The 20,148-nt window shown below is 51.0% G+C and carries 18 protein-coding genes; 15 read left to right on the forward strand and 3 right to left on the reverse strand.

Features of this window, described 5'->3' with window-relative positions:
• Positions 1–3: 3 nt before the first annotated feature.
• Positions 4–1,125 (reverse strand): GGDEF domain-containing protein, encoded by a 1,122-nt coding sequence (locus HII30_RS01710; RefSeq protein WP_246245918.1) that lies wholly within the window; start codon positions 1,123–1,125, stop codon positions 4–6.
• A gap of 145 nt (positions 1,126–1,270) precedes the next feature.
• Between HII30_RS01710 and HII30_RS01715 the strand changes: the two genes are divergently transcribed.
• The 9 genes from HII30_RS01715 to HII30_RS01755 all read left to right on the forward strand — a co-directional run bounded on the left by HII30_RS01715 (position 1,271) and on the right by HII30_RS01755 (position 9,988).
• A complete protein-coding gene (locus tag HII30_RS01715) occupies positions 1,271–1,666 on the forward strand; it encodes a Fur family transcriptional regulator (RefSeq protein ID WP_169503187.1) in 396 nt (131 codons plus the stop codon).
• Positions 1,642–2,475, forward strand: a complete 834-nt coding sequence (locus HII30_RS01720; RefSeq protein ID WP_169503188.1) for a winged helix-turn-helix domain-containing protein — start codon at positions 1,642–1,644, stop codon at positions 2,473–2,475. Before HII30_RS01715 ends, HII30_RS01720 begins: the two co-directional genes overlap by 25 nt.
• Positions 2,476–2,644: 169 nt before the next feature.
• Positions 2,645–4,108: a catalase gene (locus tag HII30_RS01725; RefSeq protein WP_169503189.1), complete on the forward strand. Its 1,464-nt coding sequence runs from the start codon at positions 2,645–2,647 to the stop codon at positions 4,106–4,108.
• 148 nt (positions 4,109–4,256) lie between these two features.
• Positions 4,257–5,072, forward strand: a complete 816-nt coding sequence (locus HII30_RS01730; RefSeq protein WP_169503190.1) for a uroporphyrinogen-III synthase — start codon at positions 4,257–4,259, stop codon at positions 5,070–5,072.
• A 75-nt stretch (positions 5,073–5,147) separates the two neighbouring features.
• Complete coding sequence (locus HII30_RS01735) at positions 5,148–5,873, forward strand: SDR family NAD(P)-dependent oxidoreductase (RefSeq protein ID WP_169503191.1); 726 nt, start codon at positions 5,148–5,150, stop codon at positions 5,871–5,873.
• Between the two features lie 19 nt (positions 5,874–5,892).
• On the forward strand, positions 5,893–6,531 hold the full coding sequence (locus tag HII30_RS01740; protein ID WP_169503192.1) for a ThuA domain-containing protein: 639 nt from the start codon (positions 5,893–5,895) through the stop codon (positions 6,529–6,531).
• A 75-nt stretch (positions 6,532–6,606) separates the two neighbouring features.
• A complete protein-coding gene (locus tag HII30_RS01745; protein ID WP_211184361.1) occupies positions 6,607–8,151 on the forward strand; it encodes a DEAD/DEAH box helicase in 1,545 nt (514 codons plus the stop codon).
• A gap of 142 nt (positions 8,152–8,293) precedes the next feature.
• Positions 8,294–8,635, forward strand: a complete 342-nt coding sequence (locus HII30_RS01750; protein ID WP_169503193.1) for a DUF3243 domain-containing protein — start codon at positions 8,294–8,296, stop codon at positions 8,633–8,635.
• A 102-nt stretch (positions 8,636–8,737) separates the two neighbouring features.
• A complete protein-coding gene (locus HII30_RS01755) occupies positions 8,738–9,988 on the forward strand; it encodes a DUF4229 domain-containing protein (protein ID WP_169503194.1) in 1,251 nt (416 codons plus the stop codon).
• Between the two features lie 485 nt (positions 9,989–10,473).
• Here the strand turns inward: HII30_RS01755 and HII30_RS01760 are convergent, their stop codons facing one another.
• A complete protein-coding gene (locus tag HII30_RS01760) occupies positions 10,474–11,010 on the reverse strand; it encodes a hypothetical protein (RefSeq protein ID WP_169503195.1) in 537 nt (178 codons plus the stop codon).
• Between the two features lie 296 nt (positions 11,011–11,306).
• On the opposite strand from HII30_RS01760, the gene HII30_RS01765 reads away from it, so the two are divergent.
• From HII30_RS01765 to HII30_RS01775, 3 genes are read left to right on the forward strand one after another with little or no spacing between them, the layout of a single operon-like run.
• Entirely contained in the window at positions 11,307–11,612 is a 306-nt protein-coding gene (locus HII30_RS01765) for an antibiotic biosynthesis monooxygenase (RefSeq protein WP_169503196.1), read from the forward strand.
• Between the two features lie 34 nt (positions 11,613–11,646).
• On the forward strand, positions 11,647–12,723 hold the full coding sequence (locus HII30_RS01770) for a cobalamin B12-binding domain-containing protein (protein WP_169503197.1): 1,077 nt from the start codon (positions 11,647–11,649) through the stop codon (positions 12,721–12,723).
• 43 nt (positions 12,724–12,766) lie between these two features.
• Positions 12,767–14,485 carry an ATP-binding protein gene (locus HII30_RS01775; protein ID WP_169503198.1) on the forward strand — a complete coding sequence of 573 codons (1,719 nt, stop codon included), beginning with the start codon at positions 12,767–12,769 and terminating at the stop codon, positions 14,483–14,485.
• 73 nt (positions 14,486–14,558) lie between these two features.
• Here the strand turns inward: HII30_RS01775 and HII30_RS01780 are convergent, their stop codons facing one another.
• Positions 14,559–15,209 carry an NAD(P)H-binding protein gene (locus HII30_RS01780; RefSeq protein ID WP_169503199.1) on the reverse strand — a complete coding sequence of 217 codons (651 nt, stop codon included), beginning with the start codon at positions 15,207–15,209 and terminating at the stop codon, positions 14,559–14,561.
• Between the two features lie 264 nt (positions 15,210–15,473).
• On the opposite strand from HII30_RS01780, the gene HII30_RS01785 reads away from it, so the two are divergent.
• The 3 genes from HII30_RS01785 (at position 15,474) to HII30_RS01795 (ending at position 20,145) form a co-directional block, all read left to right on the forward strand.
• The gene (locus HII30_RS01785; protein ID WP_169503200.1) at positions 15,474–16,832 is read left to right on the forward strand and encodes an FAD-dependent oxidoreductase; all 1,359 of its coding nucleotides are present in this window, start codon (positions 15,474–15,476) and stop codon (positions 16,830–16,832) included.
• Positions 16,833–16,997: 165 nt separating this feature from the next.
• Positions 16,998–17,678 (forward strand): DUF4352 domain-containing protein, encoded by a 681-nt coding sequence (locus HII30_RS01790; RefSeq protein ID WP_169503201.1) that lies wholly within the window; start codon positions 16,998–17,000, stop codon positions 17,676–17,678.
• 391 nt (positions 17,679–18,069) lie between these two features.
• Positions 18,070–20,145 (forward strand): molybdopterin-containing oxidoreductase family protein, encoded by a 2,076-nt coding sequence (locus HII30_RS01795; RefSeq protein WP_169503202.1) that lies wholly within the window; start codon positions 18,070–18,072, stop codon positions 20,143–20,145.
• The last annotated feature ends 3 nt before the right edge of the window (positions 20,146–20,148 follow it).

Raw genomic sequence — 20,148 nt, forward strand, 5'->3', positions numbered from 1 at the left:
AGGTTATGTATTCTCATCAGGCGCCTCTGCCATGCATACCCGGTTTCGTCCGCTGTTCTTCGCGCGGTACAGTGCCTTGTCCGCCTGAAGCAGCAGCTCACGGGCGTTATCCGTCATCACGGTATCCGGGTACACGGCGGCACCAAGGGATATGGTGACATTCAGCACGATACCGTCCTGCAGCTCAAACATGTGCTGCTCCACTGCCTTGCGGATCTTCTCTCCCAATGCTGCGGTTTCGAGCAGCGAAGCTTTGGGAGCGAGAATCGTGAACTCTTCTCCGCCGTTACGGGACACCTCGTCCATCGGACGGGCATGCTTCTTCAGCAGCTGACTGAGCTGCTGCAAAACGACATCTCCAGCCGCATGGCCGTAGGTGTCGTTTATTTTTTTGAACCCGTCGATGTCGACCAGGAGCACACCCAGCTTCTCACGGTTTTGAATCGCCTCATCATATCGTCTGTCCAGCAGCTGCTCAAACTGCCGAAGGTTGTTCAGGCTGGTTAAATGATCGGTTTCGGCATGTTTTTTCATTTGCAGAAACATCTGGATGGAGCCCAGTACATCTTCGGTCAGGATGTAAATGACCAGGGTTGCGGCGATGGAAAGCACGAGGTAAATCAACAACACCCAGAATAGCGGCTCTGTTGTATTCAGTGTAATGACGAGCGATATGATCGTCATCGCTGCCAGATTCATCGTCAGCATGTTGTACAGCCGCTTTCCAGGCAAGCGGGAGATCAGTGCGCAAAGAACCGCGGTAAGCATCATCCCGGTGCCTGCTATCATTGAAGCTGTGCTCATGCCTAACAGAACCATGCGTCCAGCACCAATAACGACACCTGTAATGAGCGTCGGGAACCAGCCCAGATAGCTGGCAATGATAACGAGAGCAAGATGTCTGAAATCCGCAATGACCAACTGGTTGATAGAGAACGAATAAGACATCAGAATATTGCCGTAGAGGCCAAAGAGAAGTCCGGCTACCATTTGAACTTTCAAAGACGGCATTTTCAGATCATTATTATATTTTTTAGCCAGGATCCCTGAGAGATATACAAAGGTAACCAGTACGCAAAAATTGGTGAACAGCATATTAAACAAAAGGTATCTCATTCCCTTCATTCATTGAAGCGATATCTTCATCTTATCGGAATCAGGAATAAATTGTCGACAAGTATTGTTAATTTTCGTCCATTTATACATAGATATTGACCTTATCTGCATTAAGATTTATACTTGGTCTAAAAACAAGTAAAGGGTGAATCTCTTGAGATCATTAAATCTGACCACCCAGCGTCAGGCTGTCTATGATGTCGTGCGCCAGTCGGAAGATCATCCCACCGCATCGGACATTATGAACCGCCTGGTGGAAAAGGGATACAATCTGGCTTACGGTACAGTATATAATTCGTTGCGTTATTTAACAGATAAGCAGTTAATCCGGGAATTGAAACTCGGTGAAAGTTCGAGCCGGTATGATGCCCGCACCGATGAGCATCAGCATATTATGTGTGAGGTCTGCGGAAAAGTGGATGAGGTGATGACCGGCATTCCGGAGGAGTGGAACCGGGTCGTCTCCGAAGAAACAGGATATGCTATTAATCATGCGCATGTGGTATTCGGGGGGGTGTGTCCTGAATGTCAAATCAAGCGAACCCGATAATGGAGACCGGACCAATGACAGGATATCCATTCTTTACGAGCTCCGGCTGGCAGTCGAAGTCTGAACAGTCCTTTCAGCAGCCGCAAGAACAGGAAGAGATTGCTTGTCCGGTATCGCTTTATCAAGCAGCGATGCTGAGCCGCAATCCGGCACGTGTCCATGACCTCGCAGGCATGCTGTCCGAGCAGTGTTTTGATGTCATGATGATGAGAAGATGGGAACCGCGGCTGACATCTGCGCTGACGACAGGCCTTATTATCGCAGATATGACGGAGTGTGCCTCACCGGAAGCTTTTCATGAGGAACGAAGTCTGCTGCTGCTGGACGGGATCAGCATCCCCGTGATGTATCTGGTCGGGGAAGCGCTGATGAACCGGGCCAGCGGTTCCATGCTGGACGAAGAGCTGATGGTGTGGCCTGCCCGTTCCCCGCAGAGTCTGATGTATCAGATCCGGCGCAGCATTCGTGTTCATGCGTCTTCATCACCGATGATGAGTGAAGAGGCAGGAAACCGGAGCATATATAAAGACCTGTTCATCGATCGGGACAAAATGACGGTCATGCGGGGCAGCACTACAGTGCATCTGACAAAAACGGAGTACAGCCTGCTGATTCTGCTGCTGGATAGCGAAGGGGCAGTACGTACAAGGGAAGATCTGATGAGCCGGATTTGGGATACCGATTTTGTCGGGGGAAGCAATGTAGTCGATGTTCATATCAAAAGCCTGCGGAAAAAGCTCGGCGATCATGCCGGAGCACCGCGATATATTGCCACAGTAAGAGGAGTCGGATACCGCCTGGCGGACTGACTCTTCTTTTTTTGGTGCGGTGTTCCCGCTTCATATATTCTTCATAAAAGGATCATTTAAGACTCACTCAAGGCTCACCGATATATCATGAACAGCTCAATTGGCGATGGTACAATCAGTATATAAATTTAGATTCAGTCTAAAATCAATTACTGATGGAGGTCATCATATGAATAATCGTTTAACAACCAACCAGGGGACTCCTGTTGCTGATAACCAGCATTCCAAAACAGCGGGCCGCCGCGGCCCTGCGCTGCTGGAGGACTATCATCTGCTGGAGAAGCTGGCTCACTTCGACCGTGAACGTATACCGGAGCGTGTCGTTCATGCCCGCGGTGCGGGCGCACACGGGGTGTTTGTGACAGAGAACAGTATGCGTCACTTTACCTCTGCGGCTTTTCTGCAGGAGGCGGGTAAAGAAACGCCGGTATTTGTCCGGTTCTCCACTGTCATTCACGGGACAGGCTCGCCGGAAACTGCCCGTGATCCGAGAGGTTTTGCGGTGAAATTTTATACCGAAGAAGGAAATTATGATCTTGTAGGCAATCATCTTCCTGTATTTTTTATCCGCGACGCGATCAAATTTCCTGATATGGTGCATTCCCTGAAGCCTTCACCGGCTGCCAATGTCCAGGAACCGGGACGGTACTGGGATTTTATGACGCTGACGCCGGAATCAACGCATATGATGACCTGGCTGTTCTCCGATCATGGTACACCCGCGAATTACCGGCAGATGGACGGCTTTGGTGTTCATGCATTCAAATGGGTCAATAACGAAGGCCGCGTCCTGTATGTGAAATACAAATGGGAATCTATGCAGGGTGTGAACACGCTGAGTGCCGATGAAGTCAGAGAGGTGCAGGGCGGCGATTTCAATCATGCTACACGTGACCTTCATGATCATATTGCGAAGGGTCATTTTCCCAAATGGAGGCTGCTTGTGCAGATGATGCTGCCGGAGGAAGTGGATGGTCTGGCCTTCGATCCGCTGGACCCGACCAAGACCTGGCCGGAAGACCGTTTTCCATTTCAAACAGTCGGGACCCTGACACTGAACCGCAACCCGGACAATTTTTTCGCGGAGGTGGAACAGTCTGCCTTTTCGCCAAGTGCGCTGGTTCCCGGCATTGAACCTTCCGAGGACAAGCTGCTGCAGGGGCGTCTGTTCTCTTATCCGGACACACAGCGTCATCGTCTGGGTGCTAATTATTTGCAGATTCCGGTCAACTGCCCGTATGCACCGGTACGGAATCACCAGCGTGACGGCCAGATGAATGTAAATCAGGATCCTTCGCCTGTAAATTATGAGCCGAACAGCTATAATGAAGGCCCCGTAGAAGATAGGGCGTATCTGGAAAGCGAGACACCCCTAATTGGCCGAACGGTCCGCCAGCGTATTGAGAAGACGGATGATTACACTCAGGCGGGTGAGCTGTACCGGTCCTTTACGGAGGAAGAGCAGCAGCATCTGCTGAACAATCTGGTGCATGATCTGAGTCAGGTGAAGCCTGACATTCAAATGCGTGCCATCTGTCATTTTTTCCGGGCCGACCGTGAGCTTGGAAGCCGGCTTTCCCAGGACCTGGGTGTTGATATCAGCGCCTATTTGACCGGCATTCCGCAAGCCTGACAAGTCCGGCAATACAGCAAGCGAAAGCAGAACCGTGATGTTCTGTTTTCGCTTTTTTTCATGCTGAATTTGTGGGGAAACGGCTTTCTATTCTTGGAAAGGGCAAGTATACTGGACTAATACTGATCAGGTCGGGGGAGGAAAAAGCATGGCTCAACATATGAAGGGAAAGGTAATTGCCTTGACAGGACCGCGCAAATCATCGGATATGGCCAAACTGGTCGAGAACATGGGAGGCACGCCGCTGATTCGCCCGGCTCAGGGCACCGTGTTTCTGGATGATGAGGCACTGCGTGCCTCGATTCTGGCATGGGTGCAGGATCCGCCGGCATGGAGCATCTTCACGACAGGCATCGGCTTTGAAGCGATTATGGATATGGCTCAGCAAATGGGTGTGCAGGATGAACTGCAGGCGATTTTGGAACAGACCCAAATTGCGGCGAGAGGCTATAAAACCGTCAATGCGCTGAAGAAGCGAGGCTTGAAGCCGCTGGTCCGTGATGATGACGGGAGTACAGAAGGGCTGATCCGGGCTTTTGGCGACCCGCTGTTAAAGGGTGAAAAGGTGACGCTGCAGCTGCACGGAGAGTCTGCACCTAAACTGGTCGCATGGCTTGCAGATCATGGCGCCCAAACGGTCCAGATTCTTCCTTATAAGCATATTCCCCCAGAAGAGCAGGATCTGCGGCTGCTGCTCTCGGAAATTTTGGACGGGAAGGTTGATGCCGTAGCCTTTACGAGTGCGCCCCAGTTTCGGTTTTTGGCAGAATATGCACGAGGCCAAGGGCTTTTTGAACCGCTGGTTCAAGCGTTCGAGGGACCCGTGGCTGCATGTGCTGTAGGCAAAGTGACCGCACAAGGTCTGGTGGAGGAGGGTATTGAAGCCCGGGTTGTTCCTCAGGAAGAACGGATGGGAAGCATGCTGGTGGCACTGGGACGTTACTTTGCAAGCAGCGGTAATTGAGGACAGAATTGGCTGCCTGAAGATTAAGTTCCTGAAATACGCGGCAAAATAAACATATATCGGAGGGAAAACGTAATGCTGACTGCATGTGTAACCGGAGCGGACCATGGTCTTGGTCTTGCTCTGGTACGGAAGCTGCTGCTGGAAGGTTACCGGGTGATCGCGGGCAGATACGCGGATCACTCACCGGGTCTGGAACAGCTTGAAGCGGCTTATGCCGACAGGCTGCTCGTGACCACCTTGGACATCGGCAGTGACGAGAGTGTGAAGCAGGCGGTACAAGCCGCGAAGGAGTTCACTCCCTTTGTGGATATTCTGATCAACAACGCAGGAGTGCTGGGCGACATCGACACTGGGCTGGGAGAGTCGCTGGATTTTAACGATATGCAGCAGGTGTACAATATTAATGCGCTCGGACCGCTGCGGGTAGTGAACGGTTTGCTTGGACTTCTTCAGGAGGGTGACGCGCCGCTCGTTATCAACATCTCGTCCGAGGCCGGAAGTATCAGTCAGGCGGCACGCGACCGCTGGTTTGCTTACGGCATGTCGAAAGCAGCCTTAAACATGCAGTCCAAGCTGGTATATAACGCGCTTCACGGAGATGTGGATGTGTGGGTCATACATCCCGGCTGGATGAAGACGATGATGCGGGGGAAAGTGGATGATGCCGCTGACTTGACTCCGGAACAGTCTGCTGAGGCGATATTTTGTTTTATAGACAACAGAACGCATGAGACGCTTGAACAGAAAGGCGGCGAAATTCGATATTTTGATATAGAAGGCCAGGATCTGCCCTGGTAATCTCTTAAGGAGGTATATGATGGATAAGAGAAAAGCACTTTTAGTGGGCAGCTATACACACCCCAAGTTTCATCCGCTGCAGGGTATTGATGCGCAGGTTTCGCACCTGCTGAATGATATGTTTACCGTGCAGTGCACAGAAAATCACAAGATGCTCAGAGAGAGCAATTTGTATCCTTACGATCTTTGTATCGCTTACAGCGATTTATGGGATGAGAAAGTATCCCCGCGCCAAACCGCAGGGCTGATCTCGTATGTCAGCGGAGGCGGAGGACTGGTTGTGCTGCACAATGGCGTTTCACTGGCAAACCGCTATGAACTCGCCCAGATGATTGGAGGCCGTTTCAATGGACATCCGCCGATGTGTAAATTAACCTTCACACCGGCAGCGGAGGGGCATGATATCATACAGGGCATCGAACCGTTCGAGATGGAGGAAGAGCCTTACCGTTTCGAGTTTGATTCCTTTACAGACAAAACGGTGCTGCTCCAATATGAACATGAAGACAAGACGTGGCCTGCCGCATGGTGCCATCAATACGGACTCGGACGTGTTGTGGTCTTAATGCCGGGCCATCATGAGCCGTCTTTCCTGCACGAGCCATTCCGGCAGATCATCGTTCAGGCCGCGAAATGGGCTTCGCGCTTTCCTGGCTGAGTTAGGGCAGCCGAGCTAACCAACAGACTTAAATCCGGCGTTTGACCGGGAAAACTACTAAATGAGGTGGAATTTTTGCCGAACTTTCAACAATTGGGCATTGACGAACAAATGGTACGCAGACTAAAAGAAAAAGGAATTACCGTACCGACTCCGGTGCAGCAGGAGAGCATACCGCTTCTGCTGGACGGCAAGGATGTCATTGCCCGTGCACGTACAGGAACCGGCAAAACACTCGCTTTCCTGCTTCCTATTCTGCGGAAGATCGACCCTGCGCGTTCTTACCCACAGGCGCTTATTGTCGCGCCTACGCGTGAATTGGCGCTGCAGATCACAGAGGAAGCCCGAAAGCTTGCCGAAGGCATACCGGACGGAGCGAAGGTCCTGGCTGTCTATGGCGGACAGGATGTGGAGAAGCAGCTGCGCAAGCTGGAGGGCGGACGCCATCTGATCATCGGTACACCGGGAAGGCTGCTGGATCACCTGCGCCGGGGGACCCTGGAGCTGGGCGGGGTAAAAACGCTGGTTCTGGACGAAGCCGACCAGATGCTGCATATGGGATTTCTGGATGAGGTAGAAGCTGTTATTGCTGCCCTTCCGTACAAACGGCAGACCATGCTGTTTTCAGCCACCATGCCGGACCGAGTCAAGCAGCTGGCCAGTAATTATATGAACAAACCGGTGGATATTGTGGTGAAAGACGGCGGCGGCAGCTCGCTGATTCCGCTCGAAAGCATCAAGCAGGTCGTGGTGGAGTGTACGGATCGTACGAAGCAGGACGCCCTGCGCAGTATGCTAAAAGAGCATCAGCCTTATTTGGCGATGATTTTCTGCCGGACCAAGCGGCGTGCACAGACGCTGAATGAAGCGCTGCTGTCCTTTGGCTATGCCAGCGACGAGCTGCATGGTGATCTGTCACAGGCCAAACGCGAAGCGGTGATGAAGCGATTCCGTGATGCCAAGCTTCAGCTGCTGGTTGCCACCGATGTAGCAGCACGGGGACTGGATGTAGAGGGCGTTACCCATGTCTACAATTACGACATGCCTCACGATGTGGAGAGCTACATTCACCGGATCGGAAGAACAGGCCGTGCTGGCGGTACAGGTCTCGCGGTAACCTTTGCGGCGCCGAAAGACAGCTTTGATCTGGAGAAGATCGAGCGCTCCATCTCGGTAAAGCTTAAGCGGATGACGTGGGATGGCCGAAGCAGTGAAGCCCGCGAGAGTTCGCGCCCGAAGGGCTCCGGACAGGAGAGCTCCAGAAGAGGAGCAGCTGCAGGGTCCCGAGGAAACCGCGGTGAAGCAGGCAGAGGCGGACGAAATGCGGAAGCCGGCGGAGGCCGCCGTGAACGGAGCAGCGGTAAAGCCCGCGACATCTCTGCCTTCAAGGACACTGAACGCGGTGAAGGACGGCGGCGCGGAGAGACAGGCAGCCGCAGTCAGGGAAGCAGCGGACGTTCCGCCAAAGCCGGTTCAGGAACCAGCCGTCAGGGCCGGGAGGCATACACTTCCAGTGCAGGACGAGCCGGCGGCAGCAGCAGCGGCAGCGGTACCCGGAACAGCAGAGGTACGTCGGGTCCGCGCGGTCAAAATACAGGACGCCGGGGAAGAAAATCGTAGTTATCATGCCTTTTTGTACACTTTATGTATAAGTTCTGTATGATTTTTGTCTTGGCTGCAGATTATGATTCATGACGAAGACCCCTGTTTAAGTAAAGGATGTTACTAAAAATAGTAAAAAATTACTGAGGAGGCGTTTTACATGTCTGAACATAATCATGTGGTGAAAAAAGACGGCGAACTCGATATGAACAAAGTGGATAATGCCATCAACAAGATTGATCAAGGCGAGAAGGATCGAATCCTCTCCGATTTCGATAGTTTTAAAACGTATCTTCACAAGCGCATCAAACTCGCGGAAAGCATTGGTCTCGGTGAAGAGCAGCTGGCTAAAGGTGCCGAGAAAATTGCAAGCTATCTTGCTGAGAATGAAGAGCCGCGCAATAGTGAGGAGAAGCTGCTGCAGGAGCTGTGGAAAGTTGGTACTCAGGAAGAGCAGCACAAATTGGCTCATCTCCTGGTAAAGCTTGCACAGAGCGAGTAATTCGCAAAGGGCATTTGAAATCCTTCTCCGGTCACAACCGGAGGGGGGTTTTTGCTATATACATAAAGACAACATCACCTTATACACAAAGGAGTGGCCTCCATGTCAACGGCTATTCATGAACAGCGGCAGCCCAAAATGCAGCCCTTTTACTGGATCTTAACATTTGAAAGCATAATCATCGCCATGGTGATCGGACTTGCACTCATCATTGGACCCTTTATACTGCTCTCTCTCTGGCCCTCCCCATGGATGTGGCTTACACTGCTGGCCATCCCTGTGGGACTGTTGATGTCATTCATGTTATTCAGAAACCTGAGGCAACGGATCTGGCTCAACCGTCACAATGACCGGTTTGCCATCTATGATGATCATGTGGAGTACACGGTATGGGACAAGGAAACCAAAGAATCGAGACAGGAAAGCGTCCCGATTCGCGATATTAAGGAAATGTATTATGGACGGCATGTGATGATGTACAGCTATGCCTATAAGGAGACCAAGTTCAGGGAACGTGCGCCGATGGCGGAACTTTGGCCTGTCCTTCATCTGGTCTATCGAGGGGGCGCGGGTGACCGGTTGCTGACCGTTCCTTTTGGCCAGCCGGACGAAGCCAATCAATGGCTGAATGTGCTGTTTCCGAAAGGAATTCAGATGTGGCTGTCCAATATCGTCATTCAAAATCCGGATGATCCATATGCCATTGATATTCTCCGTGAGGAGGAGAACCGCGTTTCTGCCGAATTTGATGGGAATGTGGAACGTCAATTCCGTCCTTACATGGATGCTCAGATTGAACAAGAAAGAGCCCAGGAGCATAGCCGGGAACTGACGCCTGAAGAAGAGGAAATCCTGGACGATGAGATTCGGCAGATCGAAGAGATGGAGAAGACCCGCCGGGAGAAGGCGGTATTCGTCAATATCGGCTCCCTGGCATGGATGGTGTTTCTTCTGCAGTTCGGTCTGGGCTGGTGGATCATCCGTCTGGCTGCAGAGTGCAGCATCGAGCTGGACAGCTTTGTAATCCCGGGGCTTATTCTTCTCGGGATAAGCATGCTGTTCTTCCTGCTTGTGAAACGTCTAAGATGGCAGCATATGCTTGTGTTTTGGGGTGCTTCGTTCCTCACCTGGCTTGTTCTGGATATTGCTGCAGGCTCAGAAGAGGAAGGCAGTGTACTGTATGAGGCGGGCGGGGCCTTAATGGGCACATCCATGCTGGCACCGCTGGGAATATGGCTGACTTTTCTGCTTGGGAGCTTCATCCGGCGCCGGAAGGATGCAGACAGGCAGGAAGAAGCGCGCTCAAAGTCTCAAGCTGAAGGTTCAGCTGCAGAAGAGACCCGAAACCTGTAATACATGTATAATATAAGCTGGCGAAAAAAGGGCGGGCCCTCAAGATCTTCGATCTTGAGGGCCCGCCCTTGTGCTGCCTGAGTGACATTAAGAGAGGCTGCGAAACGTTAAGTGACGCTGCGAGAGGTTGTGAAATGCTGCGAAATGCTGCGAAATGCTGCGGCTATCGGGTGCGCTGGAAATAAGCTTGAATTCCAATCTTATTTCTCTCATTTTTCAGCGAAGTGGCAGTTTAAGCTTGAAAATCAATCTTAAAATAGCCGAAAGTCTCATTACAGGCCGAAAATATGGGTAAATCAAAAAAATAAGCCTGAAAATCAGGCTTATTGAGATAATAAATTGATTTTTCATAGATATAAGCTTGAAAATCAGTCTTATTGAGGATGCCAGCGATGCCAGCGGTGCCGGTGATACCAGGTCAGCTCGGCTGAGGAAGATGCATCACCGTTAGAATCTGGCTGGCTTCCACCACCATCCCTATATCGCTATGGTGAATCCGGGATGGCTTCAAAGGTATGCCAGTATTGTTCGATATCCTTTGAGGTGAAGACCGAATCGATCTCCTTCTTTTCGCCAGGCTCAAGACTCACATCGCGGTAGGTTTTCTCCAGCAGTTCCTGTTTGTCCTCATCTGTTACCACAATTTCCAGCGTGCCGGTAAAAGGCTGGCTGCTGTAGTTTCCGGCATATATGACCCATTTTGTGCCTCCGTCCTCATCACTAAACGCACCGACATGGGCAAGAACCCCCGGGGCTTCACTGTATTGAAGCTTGTCTTTAATTTCCTCATAGCGTTCATCGATGGCTGTCGTCATTTTTTCTTCAACATACTTCCCTTCCTGGGAGATGACGACAACCATAAATGTGACGATGCCGTAAAAGGCCAAGAGCGACATGCCCGTACTTTTAAGAACGGTTTTACGATCATACCCTCCGACCATCATCGCAATCCATGCAATCAGGCCAAGTATAATGACAGCGCTGTGCCAGGGGGAAAGAAACATTTCTGGATATAATTTCATGATAGAACCTCTCTTATATGTATTGTAGGCTGGAAGAATTTATTAAACCATGTACCCTAACTTCAAGTGAGTTAAACACCTCTGCCGAAGTGTGCGGGAACCTTGTCCATTAAGGATTTGTCTATCCATTGTAGTGCACAAATGCGTAATGCTTCAACCGGGAACATCTGCTGGAAAGAGTGTCCTTTTAGGCTTAAACGTGCAAAAGAGGACCGAAATACGTTATAATGGGAGAAGTCCATAAAAACATTTCCTTATTTTTCATGATAGATGATGTCTTAAACAGGAGGTCTTTTGTGTATATAGTTCAGTCTATTGTAGAGGTCCCGGAGCATAAAGCGGAGGACTTAATACATTTGTATACCAACCGCAGCCGGTCCGTTGATAAACAGCCCGGCTTTATTTCATTTCAGCTCCTGCAAAACGAACATAAGCCGGGTGAACTGACCGTTCACATGACCTGGTCCGAGAAGGAGCATTACTTGGCCTGGGTAACCAGCGATGATTTTAAACGCATTCATGAGCTTGAGAAGAAGTATCCGGATCAGGAACTGGCCGGGATCAAGCCGACCGTAAGGCGGTATCATGTGCGTGCTGACTAAATGCTATAAACTCTAGCAAGAAGGAGGGATGACCATGGGAACCCCGGGAAATACCGCCGGTGATGTTTTATTGAAGGAAGCGGGCGATCTGGCGGAGTGGATTACCGAGCAGCAGTATGCGAAACAGCCAGACTTGAATGAACGCTTTGGTCCTTCCGGCAGAGTCCGTACCAAGATGGATTCCTTATATACCCTCAATTATCTCGCAGAAAGCGTGCTGGTCAACAGCCCGGCCTTGTTTTTACATTATATCTCCTGGCTGAAAGTGCTGCTGGAGGGATACAAAGTCACAGGTGAAGATTTGAAAGTGAACCTGGAGGCGATGCGGGAAGCCGTGGAGTCACAATTCCATCACCCGCAAAAAGATAAAATTTTGGATTTTATGGACATGGGGATGATGCAGTCTCTCAAGACCACCACCATGGATTCCTATATTACGGACAGCAATCCACTGGCACGCGAAGCCCGGGACTATCTGGAGTTTTTGCTGCAGGGCCAGCGTATGAAAGCATCCAAGTTAATTCACAAGCTGATGGATCGTGAAATTTCTATCCAGGCATTATATAAACATATCTTTCAATCGACACAGTACGAGATCGGCCGTCTGTGGCATACGGGCACGATGAATGTGTCTCAAGAGCATTATTGTACAGCGGTGACGCAATCGATTATTTCCAGCCTGTATCCGCACTGGATTACGATGGGTACGAAGGGTCTGACCCTGGTGGCTGCCTGTGTGGGCAGCGAAACGCACGAAATTGGGCTGCGAATGGTCGCAGACACCTTTGAGATGGAAGGCTGGGATACCTACTATCTGGGCGCTAACGTTCCGGACAGCAGCCTGATTCACGCTATAGATGAACATCAAGCAGATGTCGTTGCTGTATCGGTGACGATGACGTATCATATACATCTGGTTCGGGATCTGATTGCAAAGATCCGTGCAGATCAAAGATTTGAGCATGTAAAAATAATGGTAGGCGGATTGCCGTTTAATCTGGATCAGAATCTTTGGAAAGAGGTAGGCGCAGACGGGTATGCCCCGGATGCGGAAAGTACAGTAGCGGTGGCAGAACAGCTTGTCTCTTCCCATAAGAATAAGGTTACATGAACAGCTAAAGAGGGCACCGTACACAGGAAGGGGGCAGGCAGGGATGCATGACCCGCAGACAGAAGCAGCGATGCTGCGCAGAACCATTGAACAGCTGTCGGATCAGATCGTAAGAGCGCGGGAAAGTGAAGAACAAGTGCTCAGCGAATTTTCCGCCATGAATAATGAACTGGTTACGCTGCAGCGGCAGCTCTCCAAGAGCAATGCGCAGCTCAAGAAAGCGAGAATGGAAGCAGAGCAGGCCGTTGAAGTCAAAAGCTCGCTCCTCGCATTGATGAGCCATGAGATCCGGACTCCGATCAATGCCATCATGGGTTTGGCAGAGATGATCGAACAGCCGGATTTGACCGAAGAGAACCAGGCTTCCCTTACGATCATCCGGGAGTCGGCTTCTCATCTGGTCAATATGATTAACGATCTGCTGGATTTATCCAAGGTGGACGCCGGCAAAATGGAACTGAAACCTGAACCCTTCGAGCTGAAGTCTGTTTTGGATCATGTGTCGGGACTGCTGGAAGGGAAGATCAGGGGCCGAGGAAATTCACTTTCCATTTATGTAGATCCGAAGGTCAACCTTAATCTGATTGGCGATCCCGGTCGAATTACACAAATCCTCCTGAATCTCGTCGGCAATGCTAATAAATTTACGGACAAAGGCCAACTATCCATCCGTGTAATGCTGATCGGGGATCAGGATGTGCAGCAGGAGCTTCGCTTTGAAATACAGGACACCGGTATGGGCATATCTTCAGAGGATCAGGCCATGCTGTTCAAGCCCTATACGCAGACCGGCAAGGGAAGCTCGCAGGAATTTGGAGGCACAGGTCTTGGGCTGTCCATTTCGAAATCTTTTGTTGAGCTCATGAAGGGGGAAATCGGTGTTCACAGTGAAGAAGGCCAGGGTGCCTTGTTCTGGTTCCAGATCATCCTTCCCAAAGTCAGGGAGGCGACCCCCAAACGTATGGTTAAAGAAACTTCGGGCGTCCAGCTTTCTCGCAACAAGCTGGACCTCTCAGCACCAGTACTGCTGGTTGAAGACAATTCCATCAATCGTCAGGTCGTCCTGATGCAGCTGCGAAAACTCGGCCTCACTTCCATAGATTCCGCACAGGATGGGGTTGAAGCATTCAAGAAAGCAGAAGCCAAGGCTTATCGTCTTGTCATTATGGATCATATGATGCCCCGAATGAGCGGAATTGAAGCGGCAGCAAAGATCCGGGCAGCTGAGCTGGAACTGGGGAGGAAGAGAGCCCCGATCATCGCCCTTACAGGAAGTACTGATGAATCGGACCGCCAGCGGTGTACAGAGGCAGGTATGGATCAGGTTCTGGCCAAGCCGGTGAATCTGGAGTCTCTTGCAGCCATGCTTGAACAGTATCTGCCAAAGGCGGTGAAGCCATTGGAGGAAAAGGTGCTTGATCAAGAGGTGATCCGCGATATTATCGACATCAACGAGGATGGGAGCCACGAGCTGCTGAATCTTTTAACCGATATGTATCAACAAGAAATGCCGGGCAAGATGGAGCAGCTGCAGAAGCTGCTGGACAATGAAGATGCTGCCGGTGCTGCAGCCTCAGCCCACGACATGAAGTCAGGCAGTCTCAGCCTGGGCATATACAGTCTTTCTGTATTATTATCAGATATCGAATCGGCGGCTAAAGCTGGGCGCCTTGATGACTGCAGAGACATGTTCAGTCAGCTGCAGCCTGCTTATGAGAAAGCCTGTGACAGTCTGAACAGGATTTTGAATAACGAAGAATAATCAAGGAGCACGAAAGAGAAAATAAGAACCACCGGATGAGGCGAAAGCAGCCTGCCTTCTGGTGGTTCTTTTCTTATTCGGGAACATCCTCTTTCTCTACGAGCTGTATCAGCGCTTCTTTCAGCGGGGTGTCGCCGCCTGCGAGATCGAAAGTGATATTCTCAGTCTGGGGCAGCTCCAGCGAAAGTACAGCAGCATGTGCAGCATCGGCTTTGGATAATATCCGAGGGTCTTCCAGGCTGTGTCCAGCTGCTGCCATGCCGGCAGGCTCTTCATCGCTTAACTCTCCAAGACGGATGATCGTGTAGGTCAGGCCGCTTTCCTCGAGCTGATGTTCAGCTGTAGACTGGGCGAGGAGAAATGGCTTCGCTGCAGGCTGCCGTTCAGGCTGGCGGGTGTCCATAGAGCTGATCAGGATAAAACGCGGGATGCCCTGCAGTACAGCTTGTTCAATCAGACGGATGATACCGGCCTGGTCGGCTTCCTCATGCTGCTGTTCCATCCCGGTTCCGGCAGCGCAGATGATCGCGTCAGCATCTTTCCAATGATCGGAGAGGGCATTGGACAAATCACCAACAATGCACTTTACATTATTTGAGGGCAGTGTATTGATCTGGTCTTCCTGTTTCACCAATGCGATCGTGAAGCATCCTTTACGATTTAATTGTTCTACAATATATCGTCCGGTATCGCCGTGGGCGCCGGCTATGAACACTGTTTTCATAAATAAACACCTCCATAGGTACCTTTACCCTGAATAATATGGTTCAAAAAGTGTTCAGTCTGGTATTAATAAGGAAAAGGTAAAGCACAGCAGGTATCCACGATCCGAACTTATCAGATCTAAAAATATGTGAAAATGTGAACAAATTGTGAGACGTACAATGACACCCTTGATATGTGAAATCAATCACAATATAATAAGGATATTAATAAGGTGAATGTTTTCACAAACCAAACTAAAGTATTCCTGAGGAGGAACTTCATTATGAAAGTAGCAGTCATCGGATGCACCCATGCCGGAACGGCAGCCATCGTTAATACCGCCAAGCTGTACCCTGAAGCCCAAATTACTGTATATGAGCGGAATGATAATATTTCTTTCTTGTCCTGCGGGATTGCCCTGTACGTCGGCGGTGTGGTGAAAGATCCGCACGGTCTGTTCTACTCCTCGCCGGAGAAGCTCGCTGAACTCGGTGTAACCACCAAGATGCGGCATGAAGTGGTCTCTGTGGATACGGAAGGCAAGAAGCTGACGGCACGTTGTCTGGAAAGCGGGGAAACGATGGAAGATCATTTTGACAAGCTGATTGTGACTACGGGATCGTGGCCGATCGTTCCGAAGCTGGATGGCATTGATCTGGACAATGTGCTGCTGTCGAAGAACTATAACCATTCCAATACAATTATTGAAAAAGCGAAAGATGCCAAGCATATCACCGTAGTTGGAGCCGGATATATCGGGGTCGAACTGGTGGAGGCTTTTGAAAATAACGGCAAGAAAGTGACACTCGTGGATAGTGTAGAGCGTATTCTGAACAAATACCTGGACCCTGAATTCAGCGGTAAAATCGAAGATTCGTTCCGCGAGAAGGGCATTGAGCTCGCATTAGGCCAGACCGTACAATCATTCGAAGGCGAAGACGGAAAAGTGAAACGGGTCATCACAGACAAAGGCGCGATTGATACCGACCTCGTCATCCTGTGCATCGGATTCCGTCCGAACACCGAACTGCTGAAAGATCAGGTCGACATGCTGGAGAATGGTGCGATTGTGGTGAACTCCTATATGGAAACGAGCAAAAAAGATATTTTTGCAGCCGGTGACAGCTGTGCTGTAAAATACAACCCGACAGGCAAGGCCATGTACATTCCACTGGCCACCAATGCGGTGCGTATGGGCACCCTTGTTGCCCGCAACCTGGTACGTCCAACGACGGAGTATATGGGTACACAAGGAACGTCGGGCTTGAAAATTTATAACCACAACATCGCCTCCACCGGATTAACAGAAGGAGCTGCGGCCGACGAAGAGCTGAATGTGGATTCTATCACCATTAAGGACCACTACCGTCCGGAATTTATGCCGACCTCTGAGTCCGTTATGGTCAAGGTAGTCTTTGAGAAGGAGACACGCCGGATTCTGGGTGCACAGGTCATGTCGGAGGCGGATTTGACGCAATCGGTTAATACGCTGTCGGTATGCATACAGAATAATATGACGATCGACCAGCTTGCCTTTATCGACTTCTTCTTCCAGCCGCATTTTAACAAGCCGTGGAACTTCCTGAACAGTGCTGGACTTGAGGCACTGCCGGAAATCACACCGGACCCGGTGCAGGTGTAGGGATAGAAACACTTCCGCCATCTAAATAATCGTATGATCTTGGGACCCTCATGTTTATGACATGGGGGTTTTTTATTTGAAAATTGACAGGAATCTGGAAAGTTTCGGCGAATGACATACAGGGTAGAAAGAGACAGTACACCGGGAGAGGAAGGATGAATGAAGATGACAATGAAAAAATGGATGCTGTCCGCAGCTGTGATCTCCACACTGCTGCTGAGCACGGCCTGTGCTGCAGATCAAGAGGATCAGGCACCGTCTGATCCGGCTGTCACGGAGCCAGTGGGTGATGATAACACAGAGAGCGGAGAACAGGAGCAGGAAGACGAGAAAGAACAAGAGACAGGTGAGAGTGAGAATGAGAGTGAGAATGAGAGTGAGAATGAAACGGAGACAGAAGGCTCTCCGGATGACAGTCTGAATGAAGCCGGCGATGATGTTGGAAAGGCAGCGCCTGCATCGGATCAGCCGGCTGCTGTAGGGGAATCTCTGGATTATCATGGATTTATCATCACGGTAAACGGGGTTAGAGAATCGGAAGGAGACGATTTTCTAAAACCTCAAGCCGGGAATACCATGCTGGTCATGGATGTTACCGTAGAGAACGGGAGTGAAGAGGAGAAGTCGATTTCCTCGGCGCTGTCCTTCAGTCTGAAGGATGAAGGCGGCACAGCTTATCTGCCTGCGATCAACTCGGATGTCAAAGAGGGCCTGGATACCAATCTGGCACCGGGAGCACAGGCACAGGGCGAAGTCGCTTATGAAGTACCTGAGAGCGCGAAGGGCTTGATTTTGTCCTTTGTAATTCCGCTGCTGGAGGGAGAGGCACTCTGGGAGATTAGATAAGAGGCAGGGTGCTGGACCCTGCCTCGGATAATAGACGAGAACTTCACATGAAATAAAAAAATAAGCCTGAAAAACAGGCTTATTCATAACACCAGCACAACACAAAATTCGCCACGCCGTGTTTCGGGGGAAGAAACACGCTGTGGCGAATTTTTTTGGGAGTGGTCCATGATACGGCAAGGAGAGAAAGGGTCTGGGTTCCTCCTCTTGCTGCTGATACAAATTTACCCGTGATCCGGAGAAGTGAAACACCGGTCACGGAATTTTTTAGAAAATGATGAGGGGGGCCTACTTTTCTTTACGGCAGCGATTCTTCGTTCTAAGATAAAGGGAGGCATTCACGTTGGAGCCAGATTCATCACGCATGGGATATGAAAGGATGAACGTATAGATGATTCATGAAACAGAGGGTGTGTTTCCGGCAGTATGTCCGCTGGATTGTCCGGATACCTGTGGGCTGCTGCTGCATAAAAAAGAAGGAAAGATCGTGAAGGTAACCGGCGATCCGGACCATCCTGTCACGCAAGGAGCGATCTGTAATAAAGTAAGGAACATGGCGGAGCGTGTATATCATCCGGAACGGCTGCTGTATCCGCTGCGCCGGACCGGCGCGAAAGGCGAAGGGCGTTTTGAGCGGATCAGCTGGGACGAAGCGATATCGGAAATTACTTCACGATACCGGAGTCTGGTCGAGGAGTTCGGACCGGAAAGCATCCTGCCTTACAGCTTTTACGGAAATATGGGTGTGCTGAGTGTGGACGGCATGGATCGGCGTTTCTTTCATGCCTTGGGTGCCAGCAAGCTGAAGCAGAGCATATGCAATTCCGCCGGAAATGCAGGCTGGACATCAGTCATGGGCATGAACGGCGGCACAATTCCGGAAGAGACGGTGCATGCAGATGTGATTCTTGTCTGGGGCGGAAATATCGTCAGTACGAATATGCATCAGGTCATTCTGGCGGAAAAGGCCCGGAAAAACGGGGCCCAGGTTATCGTGATCGATGTGCACCGGAATCAGACAGGACAGTGGGCAGACTGGTTCATTCCGCTGCATCCCGGAACGGATGCGGCTCTGGCGGTCGGTATGATGCACATCCTGTTCCGCGACAATCTCGTCAATGAGATGTTTATGGAGCAGTATACGCTGGGGTATAAGGAGCTGAGGGAGCATGTGCAGACGTATACACCGGCCTATGTCTCGTCCATTACCGGTATACCGGAGTCCGATATTGAGAAGCTGGCCTCTGTCTACGGCCGTGCGAAGGCTGCCTACATTCATATCGGCAACGGCCTGCAGCATCATGATAATGGCGGTATGGCTGTCCGCAGCATCGCCTGCCTTCCCGGACTGACGGGTCACTGGCTGCAGCGCGGCGGAGGTGCGTCGAAGTCGAATGGCGGGTATAACAGTATGAACAGCGAGGCGCTTGAGCGCCCGGATCTGCGTCCCAACCCGGATGCGCGAACCATCAATATGAACCGGATTGGCGAAGCGCTGGCCATGACAGACAAGCCGGTCAAGTCCCTCTTCGTCTACTGCAGCAATCCGGTGGTAGTGGCTCCGGATGCCGAACGGGTCAAGGCCGGTTTTGCGAGAGAAGACCTGTTTACCGTCGTGCATGACCTGTTTATGACAGACACCGCCAAATATGCTGATATTGTGCTGCCGGCAACGTCTTCTTTTGAGAATACTGATGTGTTCGGATCATACTGGCACCAGTACATTCAGCTGCAGGAGCCGGTCATTGAGAAGCTTGGGGAAAGCAAGAGCAATGTTGAACTCTTCTCCCTGTTGGGGCAGGCGATGGGATTCGATCAGGCCGTCTTCGCGGAAACTGAAGAAGAAATGATCGTAAAAGCGCTGGACAACCCGGCTAATCCGTACCTGAACGGAGTGACCTTGAGCGGTCTGAAGGAACATCGTCATGTAAAGCTCGATATGACACCTTTTGAAACCTATCTGGACCGCCTCCCGACATCATCCGGGCGCATCGAGCTGTACTCGGCTAAACTTGCGGAAGGCGGTCTGCCGCCGCTGCCGTCGTATGTGCCGCTCAAGGAAGGATATGACGGTGTACGCCGCGGCCGGGGACACAAGTATCCGCTGATGTTCATCTCGCCGCCGAATCATAACTTCTTAAATTCCACCTTCGCCAATGTGCCGAAACATCAGAAGCTGGAGAAGGAGCCTGTACTGCAAATCCATCCTGAGGATGCGGCAGAGCGGGGCGTGGCTGATGGAGATGAGGTTACCGTGTATAACGACCGCGGGGTATTCGAGGTCAAGGCGAAGGTGACAGACAAAATGCTGCCGGGTACAGTCGTCAGCCAGGGTTTGTGGTGGGATCGAGAGGGCCGCAGACAGCGTGCGAACGCCCTGACGCCAGACCGGCTGTCCGATCTGGGCGAAGGAGCGGTATTTTTCTCTACTGTGGTTGAGGTTAAGAGGTTAAGCGTTATGAAATGAGCC

The organism is Paenibacillus lemnae (genome assembly GCF_012933385.1).
Lineage (GTDB): Bacteria > Bacillota > Bacilli > Paenibacillales > Paenibacillaceae > Paenibacillus_AQ > Paenibacillus_AQ lemnae.

What these genes read in the sequence shown, in the direction of transcription:
- HII30_RS01710 (WP_246245918.1), bottom strand. Translation starts at nt 1,125, where the DNA reads ATGAAGGGAATGAGATACCTTTTGTTTAATATGCTGTTCACCAATTTT.
- HII30_RS01720 (WP_169503188.1), top strand. Translation starts at nt 1,642, where the DNA reads ATGTCAAATCAAGCGAACCCGATAATGGAGACCGGACCAATGACAGGA.
- HII30_RS01725 (WP_169503189.1), top strand. Translation starts at nt 2,645, where the DNA reads ATGAATAATCGTTTAACAACCAACCAGGGGACTCCTGTTGCTGATAAC.
- HII30_RS01730 (WP_169503190.1), top strand. Translation starts at nt 4,257, where the DNA reads ATGGCTCAACATATGAAGGGAAAGGTAATTGCCTTGACAGGACCGCGC.
- HII30_RS01735 (WP_169503191.1), top strand. Translation starts at nt 5,148, where the DNA reads ATGCTGACTGCATGTGTAACCGGAGCGGACCATGGTCTTGGTCTTGCT.
- HII30_RS01740 (WP_169503192.1), top strand. Translation starts at nt 5,893, where the DNA reads ATGGATAAGAGAAAAGCACTTTTAGTGGGCAGCTATACACACCCCAAG.
- HII30_RS01750 (WP_169503193.1), top strand. Translation starts at nt 8,294, where the DNA reads ATGTCTGAACATAATCATGTGGTGAAAAAAGACGGCGAACTCGATATG.
- HII30_RS01755 (WP_169503194.1), top strand. Translation starts at nt 8,738, where the DNA reads ATGTCAACGGCTATTCATGAACAGCGGCAGCCCAAAATGCAGCCCTTT.
- HII30_RS01760 (WP_169503195.1), bottom strand. Translation starts at nt 11,010, where the DNA reads ATGAAATTATATCCAGAAATGTTTCTTTCCCCCTGGCACAGCGCTGTC.
- HII30_RS01770 (WP_169503197.1), top strand. Translation starts at nt 11,647, where the DNA reads ATGGGAACCCCGGGAAATACCGCCGGTGATGTTTTATTGAAGGAAGCG.
- HII30_RS01775 (WP_169503198.1), top strand. Translation starts at nt 12,767, where the DNA reads ATGCATGACCCGCAGACAGAAGCAGCGATGCTGCGCAGAACCATTGAA.
- HII30_RS01780 (WP_169503199.1), bottom strand. Translation starts at nt 15,209, where the DNA reads ATGAAAACAGTGTTCATAGCCGGCGCCCACGGCGATACCGGACGATAT.
- HII30_RS01785 (WP_169503200.1), top strand. Translation starts at nt 15,474, where the DNA reads ATGAAAGTAGCAGTCATCGGATGCACCCATGCCGGAACGGCAGCCATC.
- HII30_RS01790 (WP_169503201.1), top strand. Translation starts at nt 16,998, where the DNA reads ATGACAATGAAAAAATGGATGCTGTCCGCAGCTGTGATCTCCACACTG.
- HII30_RS01795 (WP_169503202.1), top strand. Translation starts at nt 18,070, where the DNA reads ATGATTCATGAAACAGAGGGTGTGTTTCCGGCAGTATGTCCGCTGGAT.